The organism is Bacillus sp. BML-BC051 (assembly GCF_019656175.1).
GTDB classification, from domain to species: domain Bacteria; phylum Bacillota; class Bacilli; order Bacillales; family Bacillaceae_G; genus Bacillus_A; species Bacillus_A mobilis.
On record NZ_BPLI01000029.1, the window covers coordinates 11,819 to 30,429 of the forward strand.

The 18,611-nt window shown below is 31.5% G+C and carries 17 protein-coding genes and 1 other annotated feature; of the genes, 3 read left to right on the forward strand and 14 right to left on the reverse strand.

The window, feature by feature from the left end; genetic code table 11:
- Positions 1-15 precede the first annotated feature (15 nt).
- The 4 genes from K5S59_RS13920 to K5S59_RS13935 form a co-directional block, all read right to left on the reverse strand.
- On the reverse strand, positions 16-660 hold the full coding sequence (locus tag K5S59_RS13920) for a methyltransferase family protein (RefSeq protein ID WP_098872428.1): 645 nt from the start codon (positions 658-660) through the stop codon (positions 16-18).
- Positions 661-682: 22 nt separating this feature from the next.
- Positions 683-1,480: a MerR family transcriptional regulator gene (locus K5S59_RS13925; RefSeq protein ID WP_000948771.1), complete on the reverse strand. Its 798-nt coding sequence runs from the start codon at positions 1,478-1,480 to the stop codon at positions 683-685.
- A gap of 223 nt (positions 1,481-1,703) precedes the next feature.
- Positions 1,704-3,002, reverse strand: coding sequence for an MFS transporter (locus K5S59_RS13930; RefSeq protein ID WP_120450260.1), 1,299 nt, complete (start codon positions 3,000-3,002; stop codon positions 1,704-1,706).
- Positions 3,003-3,113: 111 nt separating this feature from the next.
- On the reverse strand, positions 3,114-4,337 hold the full coding sequence (locus tag K5S59_RS13935) for a methyltransferase domain-containing protein (RefSeq protein WP_098259205.1): 1,224 nt from the start codon (positions 4,335-4,337) through the stop codon (positions 3,114-3,116).
- Positions 4,338-4,597: 260 nt separating this feature from the next.
- Here K5S59_RS13935 and K5S59_RS13940 point away from each other — a divergent pair, with 260 nt between their 5' ends.
- Positions 4,598-5,170: a DJ-1/PfpI family protein gene (locus K5S59_RS13940; protein ID WP_000684446.1), complete on the forward strand. Its 573-nt coding sequence runs from the start codon at positions 4,598-4,600 to the stop codon at positions 5,168-5,170.
- A gap of 134 nt (positions 5,171-5,304) precedes the next feature.
- Here the strand turns inward: K5S59_RS13940 and K5S59_RS13945 are convergent, their stop codons facing one another.
- From K5S59_RS13945 to K5S59_RS13990, 10 genes are all read right to left on the reverse strand, one after another.
- Positions 5,305-6,111: a DegV family protein gene (locus tag K5S59_RS13945; RefSeq protein WP_000831955.1), complete on the reverse strand. Its 807-nt coding sequence runs from the start codon at positions 6,109-6,111 to the stop codon at positions 5,305-5,307.
- 200 nt (positions 6,112-6,311) lie between these two features.
- The gene (locus K5S59_RS13950) at positions 6,312-6,818 is read right to left on the reverse strand and encodes a DUF3189 family protein (RefSeq protein ID WP_097844882.1); all 507 of its coding nucleotides are present in this window, start codon (positions 6,816-6,818) and stop codon (positions 6,312-6,314) included.
- 207 nt (positions 6,819-7,025) lie between these two features.
- Positions 7,026-7,679: a VanZ family protein gene (locus tag K5S59_RS13955; RefSeq protein ID WP_174718027.1), complete on the reverse strand. Its 654-nt coding sequence runs from the start codon at positions 7,677-7,679 to the stop codon at positions 7,026-7,028.
- A 105-nt stretch (positions 7,680-7,784) separates the two neighbouring features.
- Entirely contained in the window at positions 7,785-8,378 is a 594-nt protein-coding gene (locus tag K5S59_RS13960; RefSeq protein ID WP_120450258.1) for a GNAT family N-acetyltransferase, read from the reverse strand.
- Positions 8,379-8,382: 4 nt separating this feature from the next.
- Positions 8,383-9,405: a serine hydrolase domain-containing protein gene (locus K5S59_RS13965; protein ID WP_098259202.1), complete on the reverse strand. Its 1,023-nt coding sequence runs from the start codon at positions 9,403-9,405 to the stop codon at positions 8,383-8,385.
- A 104-nt stretch (positions 9,406-9,509) separates the two neighbouring features.
- Positions 9,510-10,748 (reverse strand): MFS transporter, encoded by a 1,239-nt coding sequence (locus K5S59_RS13970; RefSeq protein WP_098259201.1) that lies wholly within the window; start codon positions 10,746-10,748, stop codon positions 9,510-9,512.
- A gap of 65 nt (positions 10,749-10,813) precedes the next feature.
- Positions 10,814-11,072 (reverse strand) — a binding site (T-box leader).
- Positions 11,073-11,249: 177 nt separating this feature from the next.
- On the reverse strand, positions 11,250-13,388 hold the full coding sequence (locus K5S59_RS13975) for a penicillin-binding protein (RefSeq protein WP_000549363.1): 2,139 nt from the start codon (positions 13,386-13,388) through the stop codon (positions 11,250-11,252).
- A 363-nt stretch (positions 13,389-13,751) separates the two neighbouring features.
- Positions 13,752-14,351, reverse strand: coding sequence for an undecaprenyl-diphosphatase (locus K5S59_RS13980; protein ID WP_001110135.1), 600 nt, complete (start codon positions 14,349-14,351; stop codon positions 13,752-13,754).
- Between the two features lie 248 nt (positions 14,352-14,599).
- Positions 14,600-15,586, reverse strand: coding sequence for a zinc-binding dehydrogenase (locus K5S59_RS13985; RefSeq protein WP_000644544.1), 987 nt, complete (start codon positions 15,584-15,586; stop codon positions 14,600-14,602).
- A 147-nt stretch (positions 15,587-15,733) separates the two neighbouring features.
- Positions 15,734-16,237: a GrpB family protein gene (locus K5S59_RS13990; protein WP_000437693.1), complete on the reverse strand. Its 504-nt coding sequence runs from the start codon at positions 16,235-16,237 to the stop codon at positions 15,734-15,736.
- 127 nt (positions 16,238-16,364) lie between these two features.
- On the opposite strand from K5S59_RS13990, the gene K5S59_RS13995 reads away from it, so the two are divergent.
- Positions 16,365-17,246 carry a protein kinase family protein gene (locus K5S59_RS13995; RefSeq protein WP_000654520.1) on the forward strand — a complete coding sequence of 294 codons (882 nt, stop codon included), beginning with the start codon at positions 16,365-16,367 and terminating at the stop codon, positions 17,244-17,246.
- Between the two features lie 86 nt (positions 17,247-17,332).
- Positions 17,333-18,601: a LytS/YhcK type 5TM receptor domain-containing protein gene (locus tag K5S59_RS14000; protein WP_001012271.1), complete on the forward strand. Its 1,269-nt coding sequence runs from the start codon at positions 17,333-17,335 to the stop codon at positions 18,599-18,601.
- Positions 18,602-18,611: the final 10 nt, after the last annotated feature.

An 18,611-nucleotide genomic window follows, 5' to 3' on the forward strand; every position in this document is an offset into this window, starting at 1 on the left:
ATTTATGAAGTTGATTTACCAAATAAACGGTATTAGTTTTTTTGTTTTCTGTTTATACACTGCAAATTGTTCCCCATACTTGTTTTGTAAGTAATTATCAGATTTTGGAATATAGTCAAAAACAAATACTAAGAATAGGCCTAGCGGGATAAATAAACTAAAAATATTGCTCGAGATTAATGCTAAACCAAGCACCCAAATGCAATCCCCAAAATAATTAATATGAATCGCATATTTAAATAAACCACCTGTATATAGCTTACCTTGATTTACAGGATTGTCTTTAAAAGGTTTTCTAAGTAACTCTGAAACTGTGTTTAATATACTTCCCCCTAAAAACAATATCCAGCCTATAATAAGAAATGTTAAGTTTGGATCCTGATTACTAGTAATCATTAAGATTGGAAAACCTAAATAATATATTCCAAAAGCAATACTGTTCATAATGGCTTCTTGCCATGTAATCCCTCTAGGCAACCATATAAACATCATAGCTGTTAATCGGAAAGCGGTAATAATTAAAGCTATAAAAAGTCCTATTGAAATACCTGGCTTGAAATAAGTAATGAAAAGTAAGTAATATGCAATGATTAAATAGATAATCTCAGCAACTAAAATCAAGTTTTTTTCCTTTATTGTTGGCTGGTTTATACCATACATTGTGATACGCACCTTCCTTTAATCATTTTATAGGAAAATATACTTCTATAATATTATTCTCCTCCAGTGTGCTATAAGGATTCGTTTTATAAACTTCAAACGGATCGCCATTCAATTTATAGTTCTTTTCTTTAATCCATACATGTAATTTTGTGTGAACAGAAGGTAATTCTTCGTAAGAGCCAATAAGTGTAGCCATTGCGCAAAGGCCGGGATGAAACAATTTTGTTTTATTTGTGGCCTTGGTAAGAGGAATCGCAATTTCTACATCATAATTTTCAGGTGTATATTCTGAACTATGGAATATAGCAAGTGGTTTTGCAATAGGCGATAAATTTTCAAATGAAATTTTACTGAACAACCCATTAAAGTGCATTAGGAAATCAGCGATATTTATTCGCTTTCGCTGAGATACTATATGAAAGGTTAAGTGATTTACAAGATTAATCTCAATATAATTTAAGTAATCCATGATACTTTCCTCTTCATCTAATTGTTGAATATCAAACTTTAATTTTTTTAATAAAGAAGAATAAAATGTAATCTGTTGTGTTAGACTTTCTTGTTTGGTTTTCATTTTAGAGTTAAGCAACTCTGTATTCTCCCAATTTGCTAAAATATCCTTAATTTCTTCCAGCGAAAATAAATAAGTTTTTAATCGTGTAATCAATAAAGCAATTTCTAATTGGGAAATATTATAGTAGCGATAGCCATTCTTAGCGTCTATGAAATCAGGTTTTAAAAGCCCAATTTCATCATAGTAGCGCAGCGTCTTCATTGTAAGATGCGATATTTTTGAGAACTCCCCAATTGAAAGCATACCACTCACCTCCTGTTATTAATTATTTTAAATATACTGCTTCCTGTAAGGGGAAGGTCAATCCATAAAGCTAAATTTTCTTTTTGTATTTATCCCCCTAAAATGAATATGTACTTTCTTCAACATTGTCCATAGGAATTCAATTCATTTTTTCGTTTTATAATATTTGCTTTTCTTACCTTGAAAGATATAGCAATATACATTCTATAAATAACCTAAGATTCTATGAAGCACTATAATCTTTCGAATGAACTTCTAACGTGAAACGATTTGATGAAGCTTTAATTACTATTAAATATAAGATTCCACCTACAATTGGAATGATGTAGGCTGGAATATAATTTAATAATAGACCTGATATTGCGAGTGCTATTGGCTGCATCATTTTACCTAAGCTTAATCCAATACTAAGCACTCTGCCCCTATATTCATCAGGAATCTCTTTTTGCATGAAATAAATTAAAGGAATATCAATTAGCGCTATAATAATCCCTAAAAAGATCATAACAACACAATACGTAATAACGAATACAAAATCATTCACTTCAAAGTTTTTGAATAAAACTGGAATCCCCGAAAAAATCATAATAACTGACAACATAGAACTTAGCTTTTTCAAAAGATAAGAGTAAGAAAAACGATCAGTTATCTTTTTTACTACAATTGCACCAATTATCATCCCTACTGGAAAAGTCCCTTGAATGATACCAAATTCCTTAGAAGTCAGATTGAGTACTGTGTTAATAATGTATGGCAATGGAACAGTTACAGCAAAGCCTAAGAAGAAATTAAACGAAATTAAAATATGAAACGTATTCTTTAAGCTTTCCTTTTCAAGTAAGTAAGAAAACCCCTCTATTATATCTTTAATAAAATTAACTCTTCTTTTTGAACTTTCCTCATTTATATTACACTCGAACAGTTTAAAGTGAATAAATAGTAATGCTATCCCTGAAAGAATGAATGAAATACCGTTTATAATTATAAAAGTTTTAATATCAAATACTGAAAAAACGATGCCACCTAACATAGGGCCAAGAATTAAAGATACAGAATCGATAATTTTACTTATAGAATTAATACTCATAAGCCTCTCTTTAGAGACGATATTTGGTTTTGCAGCTTCTAACCCTATTCCAAAAAAGGTTGTAAATACCGTCATAAGAAAGGTTGTAGTATAAATAATGAATAAATTTAATCCATAATAGCTGCTTAATATATAAACAGTTATTAATAAGCACCCACTTAGTAAATCCATACAAACGACGAGTTTCTTTTTATTAACTTTATCAGCAATTACACCTGCAAATGGATTCATAACAATCATTGGAATCGTTCCTAATATGAGCGTAATCGCGAAATTTAACGCAGAGCCAGTTATTTGTAAAACATATAATCCTAGCGCGAAACTATACATAGAGCTACCGAATATTGATACTGTTTTTGCAATTGAATATAAACAAATATTTCTTAGTTCTTGGTTTCTTTTTTTATTTTCTATATGTAATCGTAAACTTCTCATAACAATTCCCCCACTTTTCTTTGTATTACATTAAGTGTAAGTTCTTGGGTTAACCCAATAGCAATATGTACTATTTGAAAAGTTTTAAGGGAAAATAAATAAAAGATGGGGTTAACCCCATCTTTTTCCGAAAAATGAATATGTATAAATTTCTTCTCCTTGTACAAAGAAACCCTCGTACTTACCTCCCCGTTTCAAATAGTTTGAAGTACTTTCATCAATGAATTGAAACTGTAGATTTTGGATTTCTTTCGTTACTTTTGAAAGTGTAAAATTTGTTCGGAATTTATTTGTAATTTGGCTATTTGAGCTGAAATTTTTAAATAAAATAAATAAACTTAATAAATAGCAATCCGTTTTAAATAGCGGATTTAATTCGTGAAGTAAAAAATTCTCATGCTCAAAACTATAATTGCTCGTACCAGAATGATCAATTACAATATCAACTGACTGATTCTGAATAGGGATATTCAAGAAATCAGCACAGATAAAGAGAATGTTTCTTTTTGGATTTCTTCTTGCTAATACATCTTTTAAAAATAAAAGTTTATTTAAATCTCGATCTACTGCAATATATAGGCAATCTTCGGGTAGTTCTTCATAAATGTTTCTCAAAAAGAATCCAAGTCCCGATCCTATATCCAGTATTAATTTGTTATTTAAATCTAAATGTATTAGTTTTTTTTTCGCCCATTCCCCTTCTCTATGCATATTTTCCAAATACGCATTATCAGTTTCATGAATATAATCCGAAATAGTATCTTCAAGTGACGTTTGCTCATTTACTTTAAATGATTTACCAGCAGTTATAATTCCTGAAGTAATAATATATTCTTCACCACAATTACAAATTAGCTTCCCCTCGGTAATTTGATTGTTATTAATAATTCCCTCTTGAAGAATTAGTTTTTTACTACATTTAGAACATGTAAGTAAATGTAGTACACTTAAATCTATCCCTATAATTGAATTAGAAGTTTCGCTTGTTGATATTAAATCATTTAACACTTTCTTTAATTGATCCCGTTTCTTCTCCAAAAGTTCTATTTCCTGTTCCAACTTGTCATATTTCAGTTTAAATAAAGATTGGTAAAAATTAGCTTTTTCGTAATTCATAGCTTTCGCTAAATTTTTATAAAAAAATAGTTCTTTAATTTCATTCAAACTAAATCCTAGCTCTTTGTAATGTAATATAAGCTCTAAATCTATTTGACAATACTCATCAAAAAAATAGTGCCCTCCCTTTTTTTCAGGAATTATGAGGCTGAGATCCATATAATGTCTAATTGTATCAATACTTATGTTATTTAATTTTCCAAACTTACCGATTTTCATAGCATCACTACCATTTGTATATTTTTTTATATAGATTTCTATTTTTACATTTAAAAACCCTTTAAACTTTTGAAACAACATTATTTACGTTATGTATGGGATATTTGAATGCCACATATTTTATAGGTGTATAATCCTTTTATTTAATTAAATTTCCATCGCATAGAATATACAGGAATTTACAACTTAATATAGAACATAAAAAGGAGCAGTTTATATTCTATATTAGGGGACATACATACGGAATGAGGGATTAGAAAATGAAAATTGCAATAGTCTGTTTTGATAACTTTACTGATATAGATGTATTTCTACCATGGGATTTATTAAATCGTGTACGTTTAGTTGGCGGTATTTCTGATTGGAACGTTCAACTATTAGGAACGGAAAAAACTCATATATCCATGTCTGGCTTACGTATTCCCATGACAGGAAGCATATCTGATATTCCTACTGCTGACGCAGTAATATTCGCAAGCGGTAAGGGTGTACAAGATTTATATAAAAACCAAGAATATATTAATAGCATTCATGTAGACCCCCAAAGACAATTAATAGGATCTATGTGTTCTGGTTCATTACTACTGGGAGCTAAAAAATTGCTAACAGGTAAAAAAGCCACTACATATCCGTCCGTAGTAGAACAGCTTAAAGAATTTGATGTAGATGTTATTGAACAAAGTTTCGTAAACGAAGGAAGTATCTCCACTGCTGCAGGTTGTTTCGCTGCTCAAGATCTCTCAGCTTGGATTATAAGAACCCTAATCAATGAAACAATGGTCGATACTGTACTAGAAACTGTTCAGCCAGTAGGCAAAGGTTTATATTTTTAATTTCAAATCAAGTTGAGGGATTGGTTGCTCCTAAAAACGATAAAATGAGACTTTTTGCTTGATGGCGACGTAATATGTCTCCAATTTCAATTTAACTAAATAAAAAACCCGCGAATCATTCACGGGTTTTCCTCTTAATAACTAATTGCTATTGTACCTTCACCTGCATGAACCGCAAATGAAATTGGTAATGGATATAGTTTAAAGTCCATTTCAGGGAATGCTTGTCTAATATCCGAAATCCATTCTTCAGCTCCATCTTTATCGTTAGCATGGAACATATGTAGTACTTTTGGTAATTCTTTTTCAAGCTCATTTTTAATGTATTCTCGACATTTTTGGATTTTGCGAACTTTCTTTTCAAGTAAAAGCTCTCCACCTTTTACTTCTAATATTAAGTTGACACTTAATAAACTTCCAAGTAAAAATTGAACTCCCTTTACACGTCCACTTGCGTAAAGGCCTTTTAAACTTTTCGGGAATACGTGGAAAGGTCTTCTTTTTTCATCTACTAATGTTTTGTGTATATCTTGTAACGTCATACCATCATTGTATAACGATTTCGCTTTTCTAATTAGTTCATCCATTGGATAACTTGTTGTTTCACTATCCAATACCGTTAATGGGAAACCTGCCATGTCTGCAGCTAACTTCATGTTTTGATAAGTTCCACTTACTTTTCCGCTAATAGCAACTGCAAATCCCTCTTCATATTCTTCTTTGCATTTCGAAAATAACTCTACCATTTCCCCTATGCTAGGTTGTGATGTAGTGACAGTTTTACCTTCGTTCAACGCATTATAGACGCGCTCACGCACACCTTCTTCACAATCTTTGTACGACACACCATCAATAATAACTTCAATTGGGATAACAAAGTTATCTCCTTCTGTTGTAAAACTCGCAGTTGTACTATCAGTAATCCAAGCAACACGCTTCATGTTGTTCCTCCCTTAATTCAATTCCTCTTTTCTGACTTTTCTATATATTTATGTTACGAAAAGAGAATATCCCTGTAATACTAACAGGACTTTATTGTTTTGGCTATAGTAGATGCATATTAAATGTGAAATTTTTTTGTCATTTTCACGAAAAAAAGAAGAAAATCGAAGTATTTGCCCAATTTTCTTCTTATCATGCGTTATTTAAACGTTTCATTATCTAAAATTACAACATAATCATTCGTCAATCGGCCGGCTTCCTTCGTATAACTAACCAGTCTTTGTACGTTATCACAGCTAAGTTTTGCTCCCCATACGAGTAACGGTACACCGATAAAATCGATGTGGAATCTTCTAGAAAAAAGCCCCCCAAAAGTCATAGGTAAAGGAACTGTTGGTGATGTATTAGAAAAAATAATCTTCTCATGACTTTGATAATGTTTTTGCAGAATCTCTCCTAAATGCTTCATCGCAGGTACAACGATTTTTGATGCGCCGCATCCAATTGTATAAACTGGATTACCATTTTCGTCTATTCCATGAAAAATGATTTTCCCCATATCTTCTGTTTTCAATTTATTAAAGTAATCTACATTTAATATTTCTTCTTTCGTTAACTTACGATCAGTAGGTAATTTATTTAAATGATAAGCTGCAGCAAGTGCAGTTGAATGTGTTCCACCGAAATCTGTGTAAATGAATATCATATTATCATCCCTTGTTGTAAAAGTTCAATGTTATTTAGTATTACCGTTCACAGCATTGATAAACAAAGGATGAATGTATTTACAATTTTTTTGTTAATTCATTATATATTTTTGGGTTATACTCTCGTCTATTTATTACGGTACATAATGTAATAATCGTAAGCATTATTAATAAAAATAAACATATCTATTAACCCGTATGAACTGTCAATTATCAATAGATTCTACACATTTAGAATTAGTCTTATTTAATACTTGAATATTAAATTTACTAGCTAGCATTAAAGTGATTTTATAAATAAAATATCCAACAATAGAACCTATAACGTTACAGATTACATCATCAATATCAGTAATGCGTATCCAACTACTAAATAAAGACTCTATTAGTTGTAATAATTCAATACTAATTGATATAGCTAAACCTAATAAAATAGTGTTTTTAATTTTTTTGAATTTATCCCATATAATTGGTGCTAAAAATCCTAAAGGCATTAATAATAAAATATTTCCACCTACATTTCTTACGATGAGACCAATCATAAATAGAACATCACCATCATAAGTAATTCCTATTTTACCAATATCTTTAATAATTGAAGCAAAGGGGATAATATTGATTGAAAGTCTTATATTCTCGATGCCCGTTGAAAAACCAATTGGTATAGGAAATAAAGTTATTGCAACAACCATACCAATATATATTACGAATAGAAAACTAATTAGTTCTTTCCACCAATGCACACCTTTTTTACTTTTCATTCCAATAAAAATACTTCGTACAATCAAATAACAGATAACTCCTACTATGATAAACACACTACCATTGATCATATACAAACTGTTAACACATCCCTTCATAGTAATATTTTATAAATCTGTATATATAAATATAATGTTATGAAATTCACTTGTATAGAATTATATTTCATTCTAGAAAACATTTATTTATAAAATAAATGCTTTCTAGTTAAAATACTTTTCAAAACAAAAACAATCGTGAACTCGTTTAAATTGTTTTCTTATCTCTTCTTTATTTTCACCTGTATAATGAGCAAATGTTTGAATTGGATATAACTGATCAATATTACTTTTCATTACACCTTTTATCTCGTCTGTATGATCGGAATATACATGTAAATATGAATCTACGTTTACAAATCCGTTCTTTTCATACCATCCATGTACCCATAGGTTGTCCCTAGTCCATGCTTCCAATCGATTGAGGTTAAGTTCTTTCGCTAGTTTTTCCGCTTCATTTAATAGTCGATCACCAATTTTCATTCTACGAAAATCCGGATGAACTGCAATATGCCAAATCATGCCGCCAAGACCAGTTCCTCTTGAACAAACTGCACGTTCTTCTAATTCATATTCGATATCTATTAAACCCACAATTTGATTTTCATATAGAGCTACTAATTCAATAGCAGGATTTTCATATTTTTCTTTCTCTCTAAAAACGTTATCGTAATATGCTGTATCTAGAAAAGATAACACACGACAACGAAGCCATCCTGTTTCATCCGATTTTTTATACGCTCTAATTTCTATATCCATATAATTAAAAAGTTCCTTCTATTTCTGTCATTAATTTTTCGGGTCCTGCTCCTTTATTTGATGGAATAACTAATGTAATTCCTAAGTCTGGATATACGGCCGAGCGAAAACTGACTCCTGGATCATATCCCATTACATGATATTTGAATATCTTGTTTTCTCTTGTTTCAATCCATATTCCATAGCCGTAAGACTGATTATTATTTACTTGTATATGCGGGGTTAAAAGTATCTTTGTATATTCTCGGCTTACGATTTCATAGTTAAACAATGCTTCCCAGAACTTCAGCATGTCTGGCGCAGTAATAAAAGCTCCACCATCAGATCCTCCTATTATTGGTATAGAGTAGATGTTTGTTCTCCAATTTTGGTTAGTTTTATCTTTTATATATCCGAGAGCTGTCTGCCTTGGTAATGTATCTAAAGAAAAATAGCCAGAATCATTCATACCAATGGGCTTAAATATGTTTTTTTCTATATACTCCGTAAATTTAAGTCCTGTCTGTTCTTCGATTATTAATCCGAGTATGATAAAACCTGCATTATTGTAGTGAAACTTGCTTCCAGGTGCAAACATCATATTTCTGTTTTGGAATAATGGTAAGAAGTCTTTTAAACTTTTTAAAAGATACATAGGTGTTTGTTTCCATAGATCTTCGAAGTTATCCATAATACTTTCATCAAAATAATCTGGAACACCCGAACTATGCGTCAAAAGGTGATGTATTGTAATATCTTCATTAAAGTTTGGAAATTTAATCCTTAAACACTCTTTTAACTTTGTTTGAAACGTAATTACACCTCTTTCAACAAGTTGACAGATACCGATAGCAGTGAATATTTTACAACCGGAGGCCATTCCGAACCTTGTTTGTAGCGTATTATTTATACATTCATTGCGATTTGCGTAACCAAACGCCTCTTCATAGACTAAGCCTTTTTCTTCTTTTACTAAAATTATCCCAGAGAAATCTATATGCTGATGCATTTCTTTTACAATGCTGTCTATTTGATCTTTTGTTTTCATTACAAAAACCACCCTCGTTTATCAATATTGTTCACCCTTCTTATATTTCCATATATAGGAGGGTAAACCCTCCTATTGAATACCGTAAATCAAAACCAAGATTACTATTTTGAATTGATTGACTCAGAGGAATGCACTTTAGAATGTGAGGGCAATAAAGTAAATACACACAATATGATAGTTATAAGCAGCATTACCAATGAGCCTACAATAACCACAAGTTGTATAGAAATAAATTGAGTTGCAACTCCGAACAAAATCGTAATTAAAATGGTGATGCCCGCAATCACAAGCCCATATATACTCCCAATCCGTCCCATGATATGGACAGGGACATTATTTTGATAAAAGGTATAAAATCCTGTGTTTGCATACGCCATAGAGAAAGATAAAATAAAGAATCCAATAGCAGCTATTAAAAATTCATTTGAAAAAGCATAAATTAAATAACCGATTGCAATAAATAATGATCCTATTCCAATTAAAAATGAAGGCGCTATTTTTTTGGATAAAATTGTATTTGTTATTGCTCCTAAAATAAACCCGGCTCCAGCGATACTAACTAAAAAGCCATATTCACTATCTGTTAACAATAAAACTTCTTTCGCAAATGACAATTCAAGTGAATCATTTGCGGCAGTTAAAACCATCATTCCTTGAAATAAGAAGTACACAAAAACGATATATAAAGATTTTTTACTGAAATTTAAAACGATGTTCCAATCTTTTTTTAGTACAGCTAAAGATAACTTATCATTTGATGTAGTAATATCGGATTTTTTATCAAGATTAGGTAACAGTAATGTAATTACTCCTGATAGGAGAAATGCTATAGCATTTATATGTATAGCAAACTCTGGTGTACTTGCTATTAACAATAGTCCCGCTATTGCTGGACCAATTAAAGATGCACCAGATCCTATTAAACTACGTAATGCGTTGAAACGTTGTCTTTGCTCAACTGGAATTAATTTCGTCATATACGTCATAGCAGTTGGCTCATAAATTGCACTGGCCATACTGATAAAGAATACGAATACATAAACAATCCAAAGTGATGGAAGTAGAGGTAAAAAAGCGATAAATACCGCACGATATATATCGAGGTGAATCATTAACTTCCGTTTATTTAAACGATCAATCATACTTCCTGACCATGCGTTTGTAAATAAAGCGGCTAATGGTTTAATTACATATAAAGTAGCAACAGCTAAGGCTGATCCTCCCATATTATAGACAAGTACATTCAATGCTATTAAGTAAATCCATGCCCCTAAATTCGCAATACCAACTCCGGACAGTAATAATAAAGGATATTTCCAATCTTTAATTAAGTTTTTCATTTTAGGCCCCCGCTTTTCAAATTGTATTGAAACAATAAAAAAATCCCACCCCCAAGACTTTTAGCCTTAGGGACGAGATTTATCATCGCGGTGCCACCCTAGTTTGTTAATATGTCGCCATATTAACCTTATTAGGTACTGCATTGTAAATCATGCTTATACCATAGCTCTATAACGGGAGCTCCCGTCACACCACCCCCTAATAAAAGGTTCCGATGCGCTGCTCAGAGGCTTGGTTCAATAAAGAATTTTTGCTCCTTTTCAGCTAAATGGAGCTCTCTGTGAAAAATTCATTTTATTTACTCTTCTCTTCACTGCATTTGATTTTTTCCATATTATCACAGAAATATTTAACTGTAAATAAAAAATAATCAGAAATTTAATAGCGTATTTCTTTTAATTCTTTTATTTATTATTTTTTCTAAAAATTACGGTGCGTGAAATTACTTAAACCTATAAAATAAAGAGCCTATAGTATATAGACCCTACACTTTATCCGAATTAATTTGTATTCGCCTCTACTAACGGTTGTAAAGGTGGTTCTAAGTTTATTTCTAATGCATCGCCTTCTTGTATATGTTGTCCCTTTTCAATGCTTTGACTCGTTACATAGCCCGTACCTGTAGTCTTTAATTCTAATTTTAATAGTTTAGAGAAATACATAATATCACGCATGGACCAACCTTGTAAATTAGGCATTTTTGCATTGGCACCTAATAAAAATATACGATCTCCTTCACTCATTATTTCACCAGCTTGCGGATATTGTTTTTTTATTTTTCCTTCTCCTAAAACTATCGGTTGAAGTTTCTCTTTTTTTATACTATTCTCTACTGTATCCATTGATTGATTTACATAATTTTGTACTTTTAATTCAGAACGCTTCGTTGCATCTGCCATTTGTTTTTCTGTATATGGTTTCACTTTTAAATATTCAAGGCTATTTTTCATAACTGGTTTAAATATTTCAGCGAGCGGCTGAGCTCCATACTCGTCTCCCTTTAACTTTGGCTGCTTAATAGCTAAGTATACAATTAACTCTGGGTCATCAATCGGAGCCATACCTAAAAATGAAAAAATATAGTTTTCTTTCCCCTCCATATATCGTCCATTTTCAGGATTCGGAATTTGCGCTGTTCCTGTTTTACCTCCTATTGGATAACCATCCACTTTATACATTGTACCAGTACCTTTTGAAGACGTAATAACACGCTCCATTAAGTCTCTTACTTTGTCCGCTGTCTCTTTTTTTATTGGATTTCCAATTTCTTTCGGTTGATTTTCCATAATAACTTGTTTATTTATTGGATTTACAACTTTGTCAACGATATATGGTTGCATCATTTTCCCGTCATTTGCTATAGCGGTAGCAGCTTGGATTAATTGAATAGGCGTTACTGTAGAGCCTTGTCCAAAAGAAGTTGTGACTTGTTGAATTTGTGTATCTAATAATAAAGTATTTTTACTTTCACCAGGTAAATCTATCCCGGTCTTTTGATTGAATCCAAATTTATTCATATATTGCTTAAACTTATTTGGTTTCAATAGCTGATCTTCTAAAATAGAAAATGCTACGTTAGATGATCTTTCAAAACCTTCATCAAACGTAATAGATCCCCATCCAAATCCACCGTTATGATCTTTAATATCAGATGAACCAACTGAATATTTTCCGGATTGGAAATATTCTTTCCCGTTATATACACCTTCATTAATTGCGGCAGCTAACGTAAATATTTTCATTGTTGAACCTGGTTCATATGCATTTGCTATTGGATCATTTAAAAAATATTCGATATCACCTTTATTAGGATTAAAACTAGGTTTACTAGACATTGCTAAAACTTTCCCTGTCTTTGGATCCGCTATAATTCCTACTAACATAGAAGGATCATAGTGCTCTTGCGCCTTATTCATCGCTTCTTCTAAAAAACTATTAATTTGTTTATCGAGCGTAAGATATACGTTATTCCCATTTTTAGCTGGTTCTATTTTCCCTATATCATTTGTAAGCGGAATCCCTCTTGGTGCTCCCACATATTCTATATTTCCGTTTGTCGAGCGCAAATATTTATCCAGGCCCTTTTCAAGTCCAAATTTCCCTTCTGTATTTCCTTTATCGTCAGGTCTCGCAAAACCAAGTATATAGGATGCAAAATCTTCATTTGGATATACTCTTGCTTTTTCTGACATAAAAGATACCCCTGGAATTTTTAATTTTCCAATTCTTTCTTTTACTTCTCTAGATAAATTCCGCCCAACTTTTCCAATCTCAACTTGCGTGCGTCCCTCATGAAAATTTTTTAATACGTCCTCTTTATCAATTTCAAGCGCATCAGCTAATCGGTCTGCGGTTTCATCTTTATTTTTCACTTTATTTGTTCCTTTTAAATTCACAACAACACGATACGTTGTGGAATCTTGGACTAACACTTTTCCAGCTTGATCATATATTGTGCCACGATTCGCTTCCAAAACACCATTTTTATTATGTTGTTCATTTGCTAGATCCTTTACATTGACATTATGCAAGACTCCTACTGCCTGAATATAGAAAAAACGCAAAAGCATAATGAGAAACAAAACAATAAAAGCAACCATAAAATACCGCGCGCCTTTATTCGTTTGAAGTTTATGCATATTTATCCCCTTTCTTTCACAATTCATTACTGCGATAGTGTGCTATAAATTATGTAGTTTTTGCTTTCAATACTATATGTTTCGAACTTTTCCTTTTAATTCCTTTAAATCGTCCTGAATGTAGCTATTGTTTCTGCTTTTATTTTATTTTTCTATTTACAGTACGGTGCGTGAAATTTAAGAATATTCCGTCATGTAATAGTTAACTTATAATAGACTACAAATTTAATAGGTGCTAACTCAGTTGTTCTTTCACCAATCTTTTAATGCATATGTCCTTTTCTTGTGCACAAGAAAAAAGTTCGCCTCTGGATTTCCAAAGGCGAACTTTTAAACAAACTTACAAATAGTTACTTATAAAAATCAAGCTATATGATTATATTTCGCTAAAAAAGGAATTCGTTTTGCTACCAATGCGTACATTTTGAATACAAATCTCGCGATCGGTTCACACATACGTGTACTTTGCATTACTAAGCTGCTCGTAATAAATGTTAAGAAAGCAGCACCAAGTATATCTAGAGGATAATGAACACCTACGTACATACGTGATACACCAACTAATACTGCCCACATAAGAGCGACGTATTTTAGTTTTTCTCCTCTAAGTAAAAATACAAATGCAATGGAAAATACAAGTACAGAATGATCACTAACAAATGATGAGTCTGCTGCATGTGGCACTAATTGATGTACATCATGTGATACAAACGGACGTGGATGGTAATATACCGCATGTATCACAACATTTACTAGTAATGCGATAATGACTGAAAGTGTCGTATATAACACTGTGTATTGTTTTTTTATGGCATTGACTTTCTTTCCATTATTAAACCATAAGATAAACATAAACAAAATTGCTACATATACAGCACTATTTGTAATAGCAATCATTAGCGTATCTAATAGTTTAGACAATCCAGCAAAATTATTAAACCATTGAAATACTGTGTAATTCATAATACTCTCTCCTTACATAAAAGCGTTCTTGATTTACACAGTATACAACATCAATATGAAAATGGGCTTAAACTTTTCTCATCTAATTCTCATTTTACTAGTACTCATTTGACAATAGTAAGACTAATTATAACGGCTAATTATGTATAAAGCTGAAAACCTTTCAAACAATACGAATCATATGCTTTTTATGTGTAGAATATATAACATAGTTATTTAAATATACTAGTTGCGAAATCATATTTTTATTACATACGAAGTGCGATATTACCAAATTGTTCTCCCTGTTCCATACGATTTAACGCCTGAATGGCTTCTTCTAACGAATATACTTTATCAACAATTGGTTTAATTTTATGTCTCTCTATAAACTTAACCATTTCATGAAATTCCTCACGGCTACCCATAGATGTTCCCATTATATCGATTTGATTATAAAATAATGCTCGTAATGGTAATTCAATTTTATCTCCTGAGCTTGCACCAAAATTAACAATTCTCCCATTTGGTTTTAATACATCAAAGTATTTTAAGAATGTTGCTGGACCTATACTATCAATTATTAAATCTACTTTCTCCCCGCGTAAACTCTCTTCCCAATTTCCAAAACTATTAAAAGAAAAGTCTGCGCCATATTTTTTGGCAAACTTTCTTTTACTCTCTACCCTTGAAGTAACACTTACTTTTGCACCAATTGCTTTTGCAAATATCATGGCAAATGTCGCTACACCACCGCCTATCCCCGGAATTAAAACATGTTCATCGCACTTTAATCTACCCTTTGTAAAAAGTGCTCTATATGCAGTTAGTGCCGATAAAGATAGAACCCCAGACTCTTCCCAAGAAAGATATGACGGTTTTGCCACTACATTTTCAGCTGGCACAATAACATATTCAGCAAACGTTCCATCTTTTGGTCCACCTAACACTTCTGGTAACTCAGGTACTTTGGCAATATTATCCCATCCAATGCTAGGATTTATAATAACCTCGCTATTTAATAAATGATTTGAAACGCCTTCTCCGATTTCTGTAACAATTCCTGAACCATCTGAACCTATTACTAACGGCAGATCCATTTCTTTTCTATTGTTTATAATGAATAAATCCCTATGATTTAATCCTGCAGCTTTTAACTTTACCTTTACTTCACCAGCATTAGGATTTATTTCAGATGACAATCTATATTCTAATCCTTCTACCCCTTTTTTATATTGATGTACAATAGCTTTCATTACTTCATTCCCCCTTAATATTTTCAATGTACTAGATATATCAAAATAAATAAAAGAATTTGCCTCCAATAATTAGAAATAATGTATATCGTTGTGACAAAAGAAAAAATCCCTCCCTATAAATAATGCAGGAAAGGCAGGAGATTTTTAAGTTTTGGCCAGCTCTAATATATTTAGAATAAATGGCGCTTTTGCACTTGTATATGAAGCACGATCAAACGGATATGTAGCTGCAAGTTTCTCTTTTAATTCTGTATATTCAATCTGTGCCCATTTATGTTCCATAAGAAAATCACGAAATAAAATGTTATTCTTCCACTCTTCACTATTATATATATAAACATGTAAATGATGGGTACCAGCTCTCCATTTTCCCTTTCTAAAAAAACGCCAATTAGGTGTTTCTTTTGGAACATATTCATAGCCGATTTTTAATAGCGCTTCAATCCACTTTTCGGTAATTTGCAAATCAGTTACGCCAATCATCATATCTATTAGAGGTTTCGCTCCTAATCCCTCTATGGATGTACTTCCTATATGTTCAATAGCGATACAATCTCCTCCGAATAAAGAAATAAATTTCTCTTTTTCTATTACATACTCTTCATGCCAGTCTTTTTGATATGGTTTAATAACGATTTGTTGTTCCATTTTATCCCTCTTCTTATAATTATTTATTATTATATTTATAAAATTCCATGTGATTAACATAGGATTTTCACAAAATATGTCGAATACTGAAATATACAACTTAATTATAATAAATGCGAGGTATATTATGAAAGATAATCCAGTTGAAATTCAGTTGAATCAAGTTACATTCCAGTTAAAAGAACATCATAATTTTGATTGGCTATTGAAATTAGGAAACGTATTTGCTGTTTTTGACCAGCAAGATTCAGGCAATCTATCTTTTGGTGTAGAAAAAGATGGGCGTAAGAAATTTATTAAATATGCAGGGGCACAAACACTTGCATATGAAGGAACAATGAAAGACGCTATTGAAAAATTAAAAAATTCAGTTCCACTATATGAGGAATTACAGCACGATTCGCTTATAAAACTAATTGAACATTTTCCAGTTCACTCTGGGTATGTATTAATTTTTGATTGGTTTGATGGTGAATGTCTTCATTCACACTGGAGTTTTCCGCCTCCTGAAAAATATACTAATCCAAGCTCTCCATTTTACAAATTTAAACATTTATCAATTATGGAACGAATTCAATCCTTAAATTCTATTTTTTCTTTCCATACATTTGTCGAAAAGAAAAACTATGTAGCAATAGATTTTTATGACGGTAGTATCTTATATAATTTTCATACAAATGAGACGAAGATTTGTGATATAGATTTATACAATGAGAAACCATATATAAATACTATGGGAAGACTATGGGGATCTTCGCGTTTTATGTCGCCAGAGGAATTTGAGTTAAACGCTATAATTGACGAGAGAACAAATGTGTTTAATATGGGGGCAATGGCTTTTGCGCTCTTAGGCGGTGGAAAAGATCGCTCCTTTACAAAATGGGAAGCAAGTAAAGAGTTATATGAAATAGCGTTTCGTGCTGTAAATGACAACCGACTTGAACGATATGCTTCGGTTGAAACATTTTATAAAGAGTGGCTAAACGTGGCTAATGCTAAAAAGATATAAACTTATATTATTACACGCAAAAAGTTTCTACTATAATCATGTATAATAGATTTGAAATGGAAATTCAAAATAACGAGGCACATACTATGAACTTTGTATATATTAATCAAAACGTATTAAATAATCTTCTTTACATTCTAATTAGTATATTTATTTTTTATTTTATATATGATAGCGGGCGCTATTTAAAGAAATATAAAAAACTACTTATTATACTTTGTACGAGTATCCCTCTTATTTTATGTATGCGCTATCCGATCTATATGGATGAAAATTGTATTCATGATTTAAGACAAATACCAGTTATAATAGGTACGCTTTATGGTGGCTTCCCTGTCGGTATAATATTGTTTGCTATTTTATTAATTACAAGATTTTCATTTTATGGATTTAGTATGTTAACAATACTAGTTTATGGCACAATGTTTATCATTACAGCGTTCGCATCCGCAAAATTTAATAAGTATAATAGAAAAGTTAAAGTAGCTTATGGAATGTTTTTAACATTTTTTCTAGCAATATTTACAACTGTAATTGTATTAACTTTATCGGATTTTGAAGTGAATAATTTATACATTATTTATTTCATACTATTACCAACTTTTTTGATGTTGTTTGTCATTTATTTTAATGAAGTTTTAAAAGATGCAGTAGGTATGCGATCGAAGTTAATTAAAATGGAAAAAATGGAGATAGTTAGCCAACTCGCTGCTAGTATATCGCACGAGGTAAGAAACCCCTTAACCGTCGTAAAAGGATTTACTCAACTTTTAAAAACACCAAATTTAACTCCAGAATCAAGAGACGAGTATATTGAACATATACTTGAAGAGTTACATCACGCCCAAGGAATTATTGATGATTATTTAACGTTTGCCAAACCGGCTTCAGAAAAATTAGATCATATTTCAGTAGAACAAGAGTTAAATCGAGTTATTAATATGATCTTACCATTATGTAATATGAATACAATACATATTACAAAAGATTTCTCTACGGCGACTATTGTTGGTAATAAACAGCATTTTCAACAATGCTTTTTAAACTTAATAAAAAATGGTATTGAAGCAATGCCTAATGGTGGTACTTTAAATATCTCTTCATCTATTAGTAATAATAAAGTTATCATACGAATTGAGGACAGCGGCAGTGGTATGTCACAAGAGCAAATAAATCGATTTGGCGAACCATATTTTAGTACAAAAACGAAAGGTACAGGTTTAGGTACCATGGTTGCTGTTAAGATCATTGAAACGATGCAAGGTAGTTTAAAAATCCGAAGCGTTATTAATAAAGGTACATCTTTGACAATTACATTGCCGAAATGTAATTTGAATTCATCTGAAAACAAATAAAAAAGGAGCA

What these genes read in the sequence shown, in the direction of transcription:
- K5S59_RS13960 (WP_120450258.1), bottom strand. Translation starts at nt 8,378, where the DNA reads ATGGATATAGAAATTAGAGCGTATAAAAAATCGGATGAAACAGGATGG.
- K5S59_RS13965 (WP_098259202.1), bottom strand. Translation starts at nt 9,405, where the DNA reads ATGAAAACAAAAGATCAAATAGACAGCATTGTAAAAGAAATGCATCAG.
- K5S59_RS13930 (WP_120450260.1), bottom strand. Translation starts at nt 3,002, where the DNA reads ATGAGAAGTTTACGATTACATATAGAAAATAAAAAAAGAAACCAAGAA.
- K5S59_RS13935 (WP_098259205.1), bottom strand. Translation starts at nt 4,337, where the DNA reads ATGAAAATCGGTAAGTTTGGAAAATTAAATAACATAAGTATTGATACA.
- K5S59_RS13950 (WP_097844882.1), bottom strand. Translation starts at nt 6,818, where the DNA reads ATGATATTCATTTACACAGATTTCGGTGGAACACATTCAACTGCACTT.
- K5S59_RS13955 (WP_174718027.1), bottom strand. Translation starts at nt 7,679, where the DNA reads ATGAAGGGATGTGTTAACAGTTTGTATATGATCAATGGTAGTGTGTTT.
- K5S59_RS13925 (WP_000948771.1), bottom strand. Translation starts at nt 1,480, where the DNA reads ATGCTTTCAATTGGGGAGTTCTCAAAAATATCGCATCTTACAATGAAG.
- K5S59_RS13980 (WP_001110135.1), bottom strand. Translation starts at nt 14,351, where the DNA reads ATGAATTACACAGTATTTCAATGGTTTAATAATTTTGCTGGATTGTCT.
- K5S59_RS14000 (WP_001012271.1), top strand. Translation starts at nt 17,333, where the DNA reads ATGAACTTTGTATATATTAATCAAAACGTATTAAATAATCTTCTTTAC.
- K5S59_RS13995 (WP_000654520.1), top strand. Translation starts at nt 16,365, where the DNA reads ATGAAAGATAATCCAGTTGAAATTCAGTTGAATCAAGTTACATTCCAG.
- K5S59_RS13990 (WP_000437693.1), bottom strand. Translation starts at nt 16,237, where the DNA reads ATGGAACAACAAATCGTTATTAAACCATATCAAAAAGACTGGCATGAA.
- K5S59_RS13920 (WP_098872428.1), bottom strand. Translation starts at nt 660, where the DNA reads ATGTATGGTATAAACCAGCCAACAATAAAGGAAAAAAACTTGATTTTA.
- K5S59_RS13970 (WP_098259201.1), bottom strand. Translation starts at nt 10,748, where the DNA reads ATGAAAAACTTAATTAAAGATTGGAAATATCCTTTATTATTACTGTCC.
- K5S59_RS13985 (WP_000644544.1), bottom strand. Translation starts at nt 15,586, where the DNA reads ATGAAAGCTATTGTACATCAATATAAAAAAGGGGTAGAAGGATTAGAA.
- K5S59_RS13975 (WP_000549363.1), bottom strand. Translation starts at nt 13,388, where the DNA reads ATGCATAAACTTCAAACGAATAAAGGCGCGCGGTATTTTATGGTTGCT.
- K5S59_RS13940 (WP_000684446.1), top strand. Translation starts at nt 4,598, where the DNA reads ATGAAAATTGCAATAGTCTGTTTTGATAACTTTACTGATATAGATGTA.
- K5S59_RS13945 (WP_000831955.1), bottom strand. Translation starts at nt 6,111, where the DNA reads ATGAAGCGTGTTGCTTGGATTACTGATAGTACAACTGCGAGTTTTACA.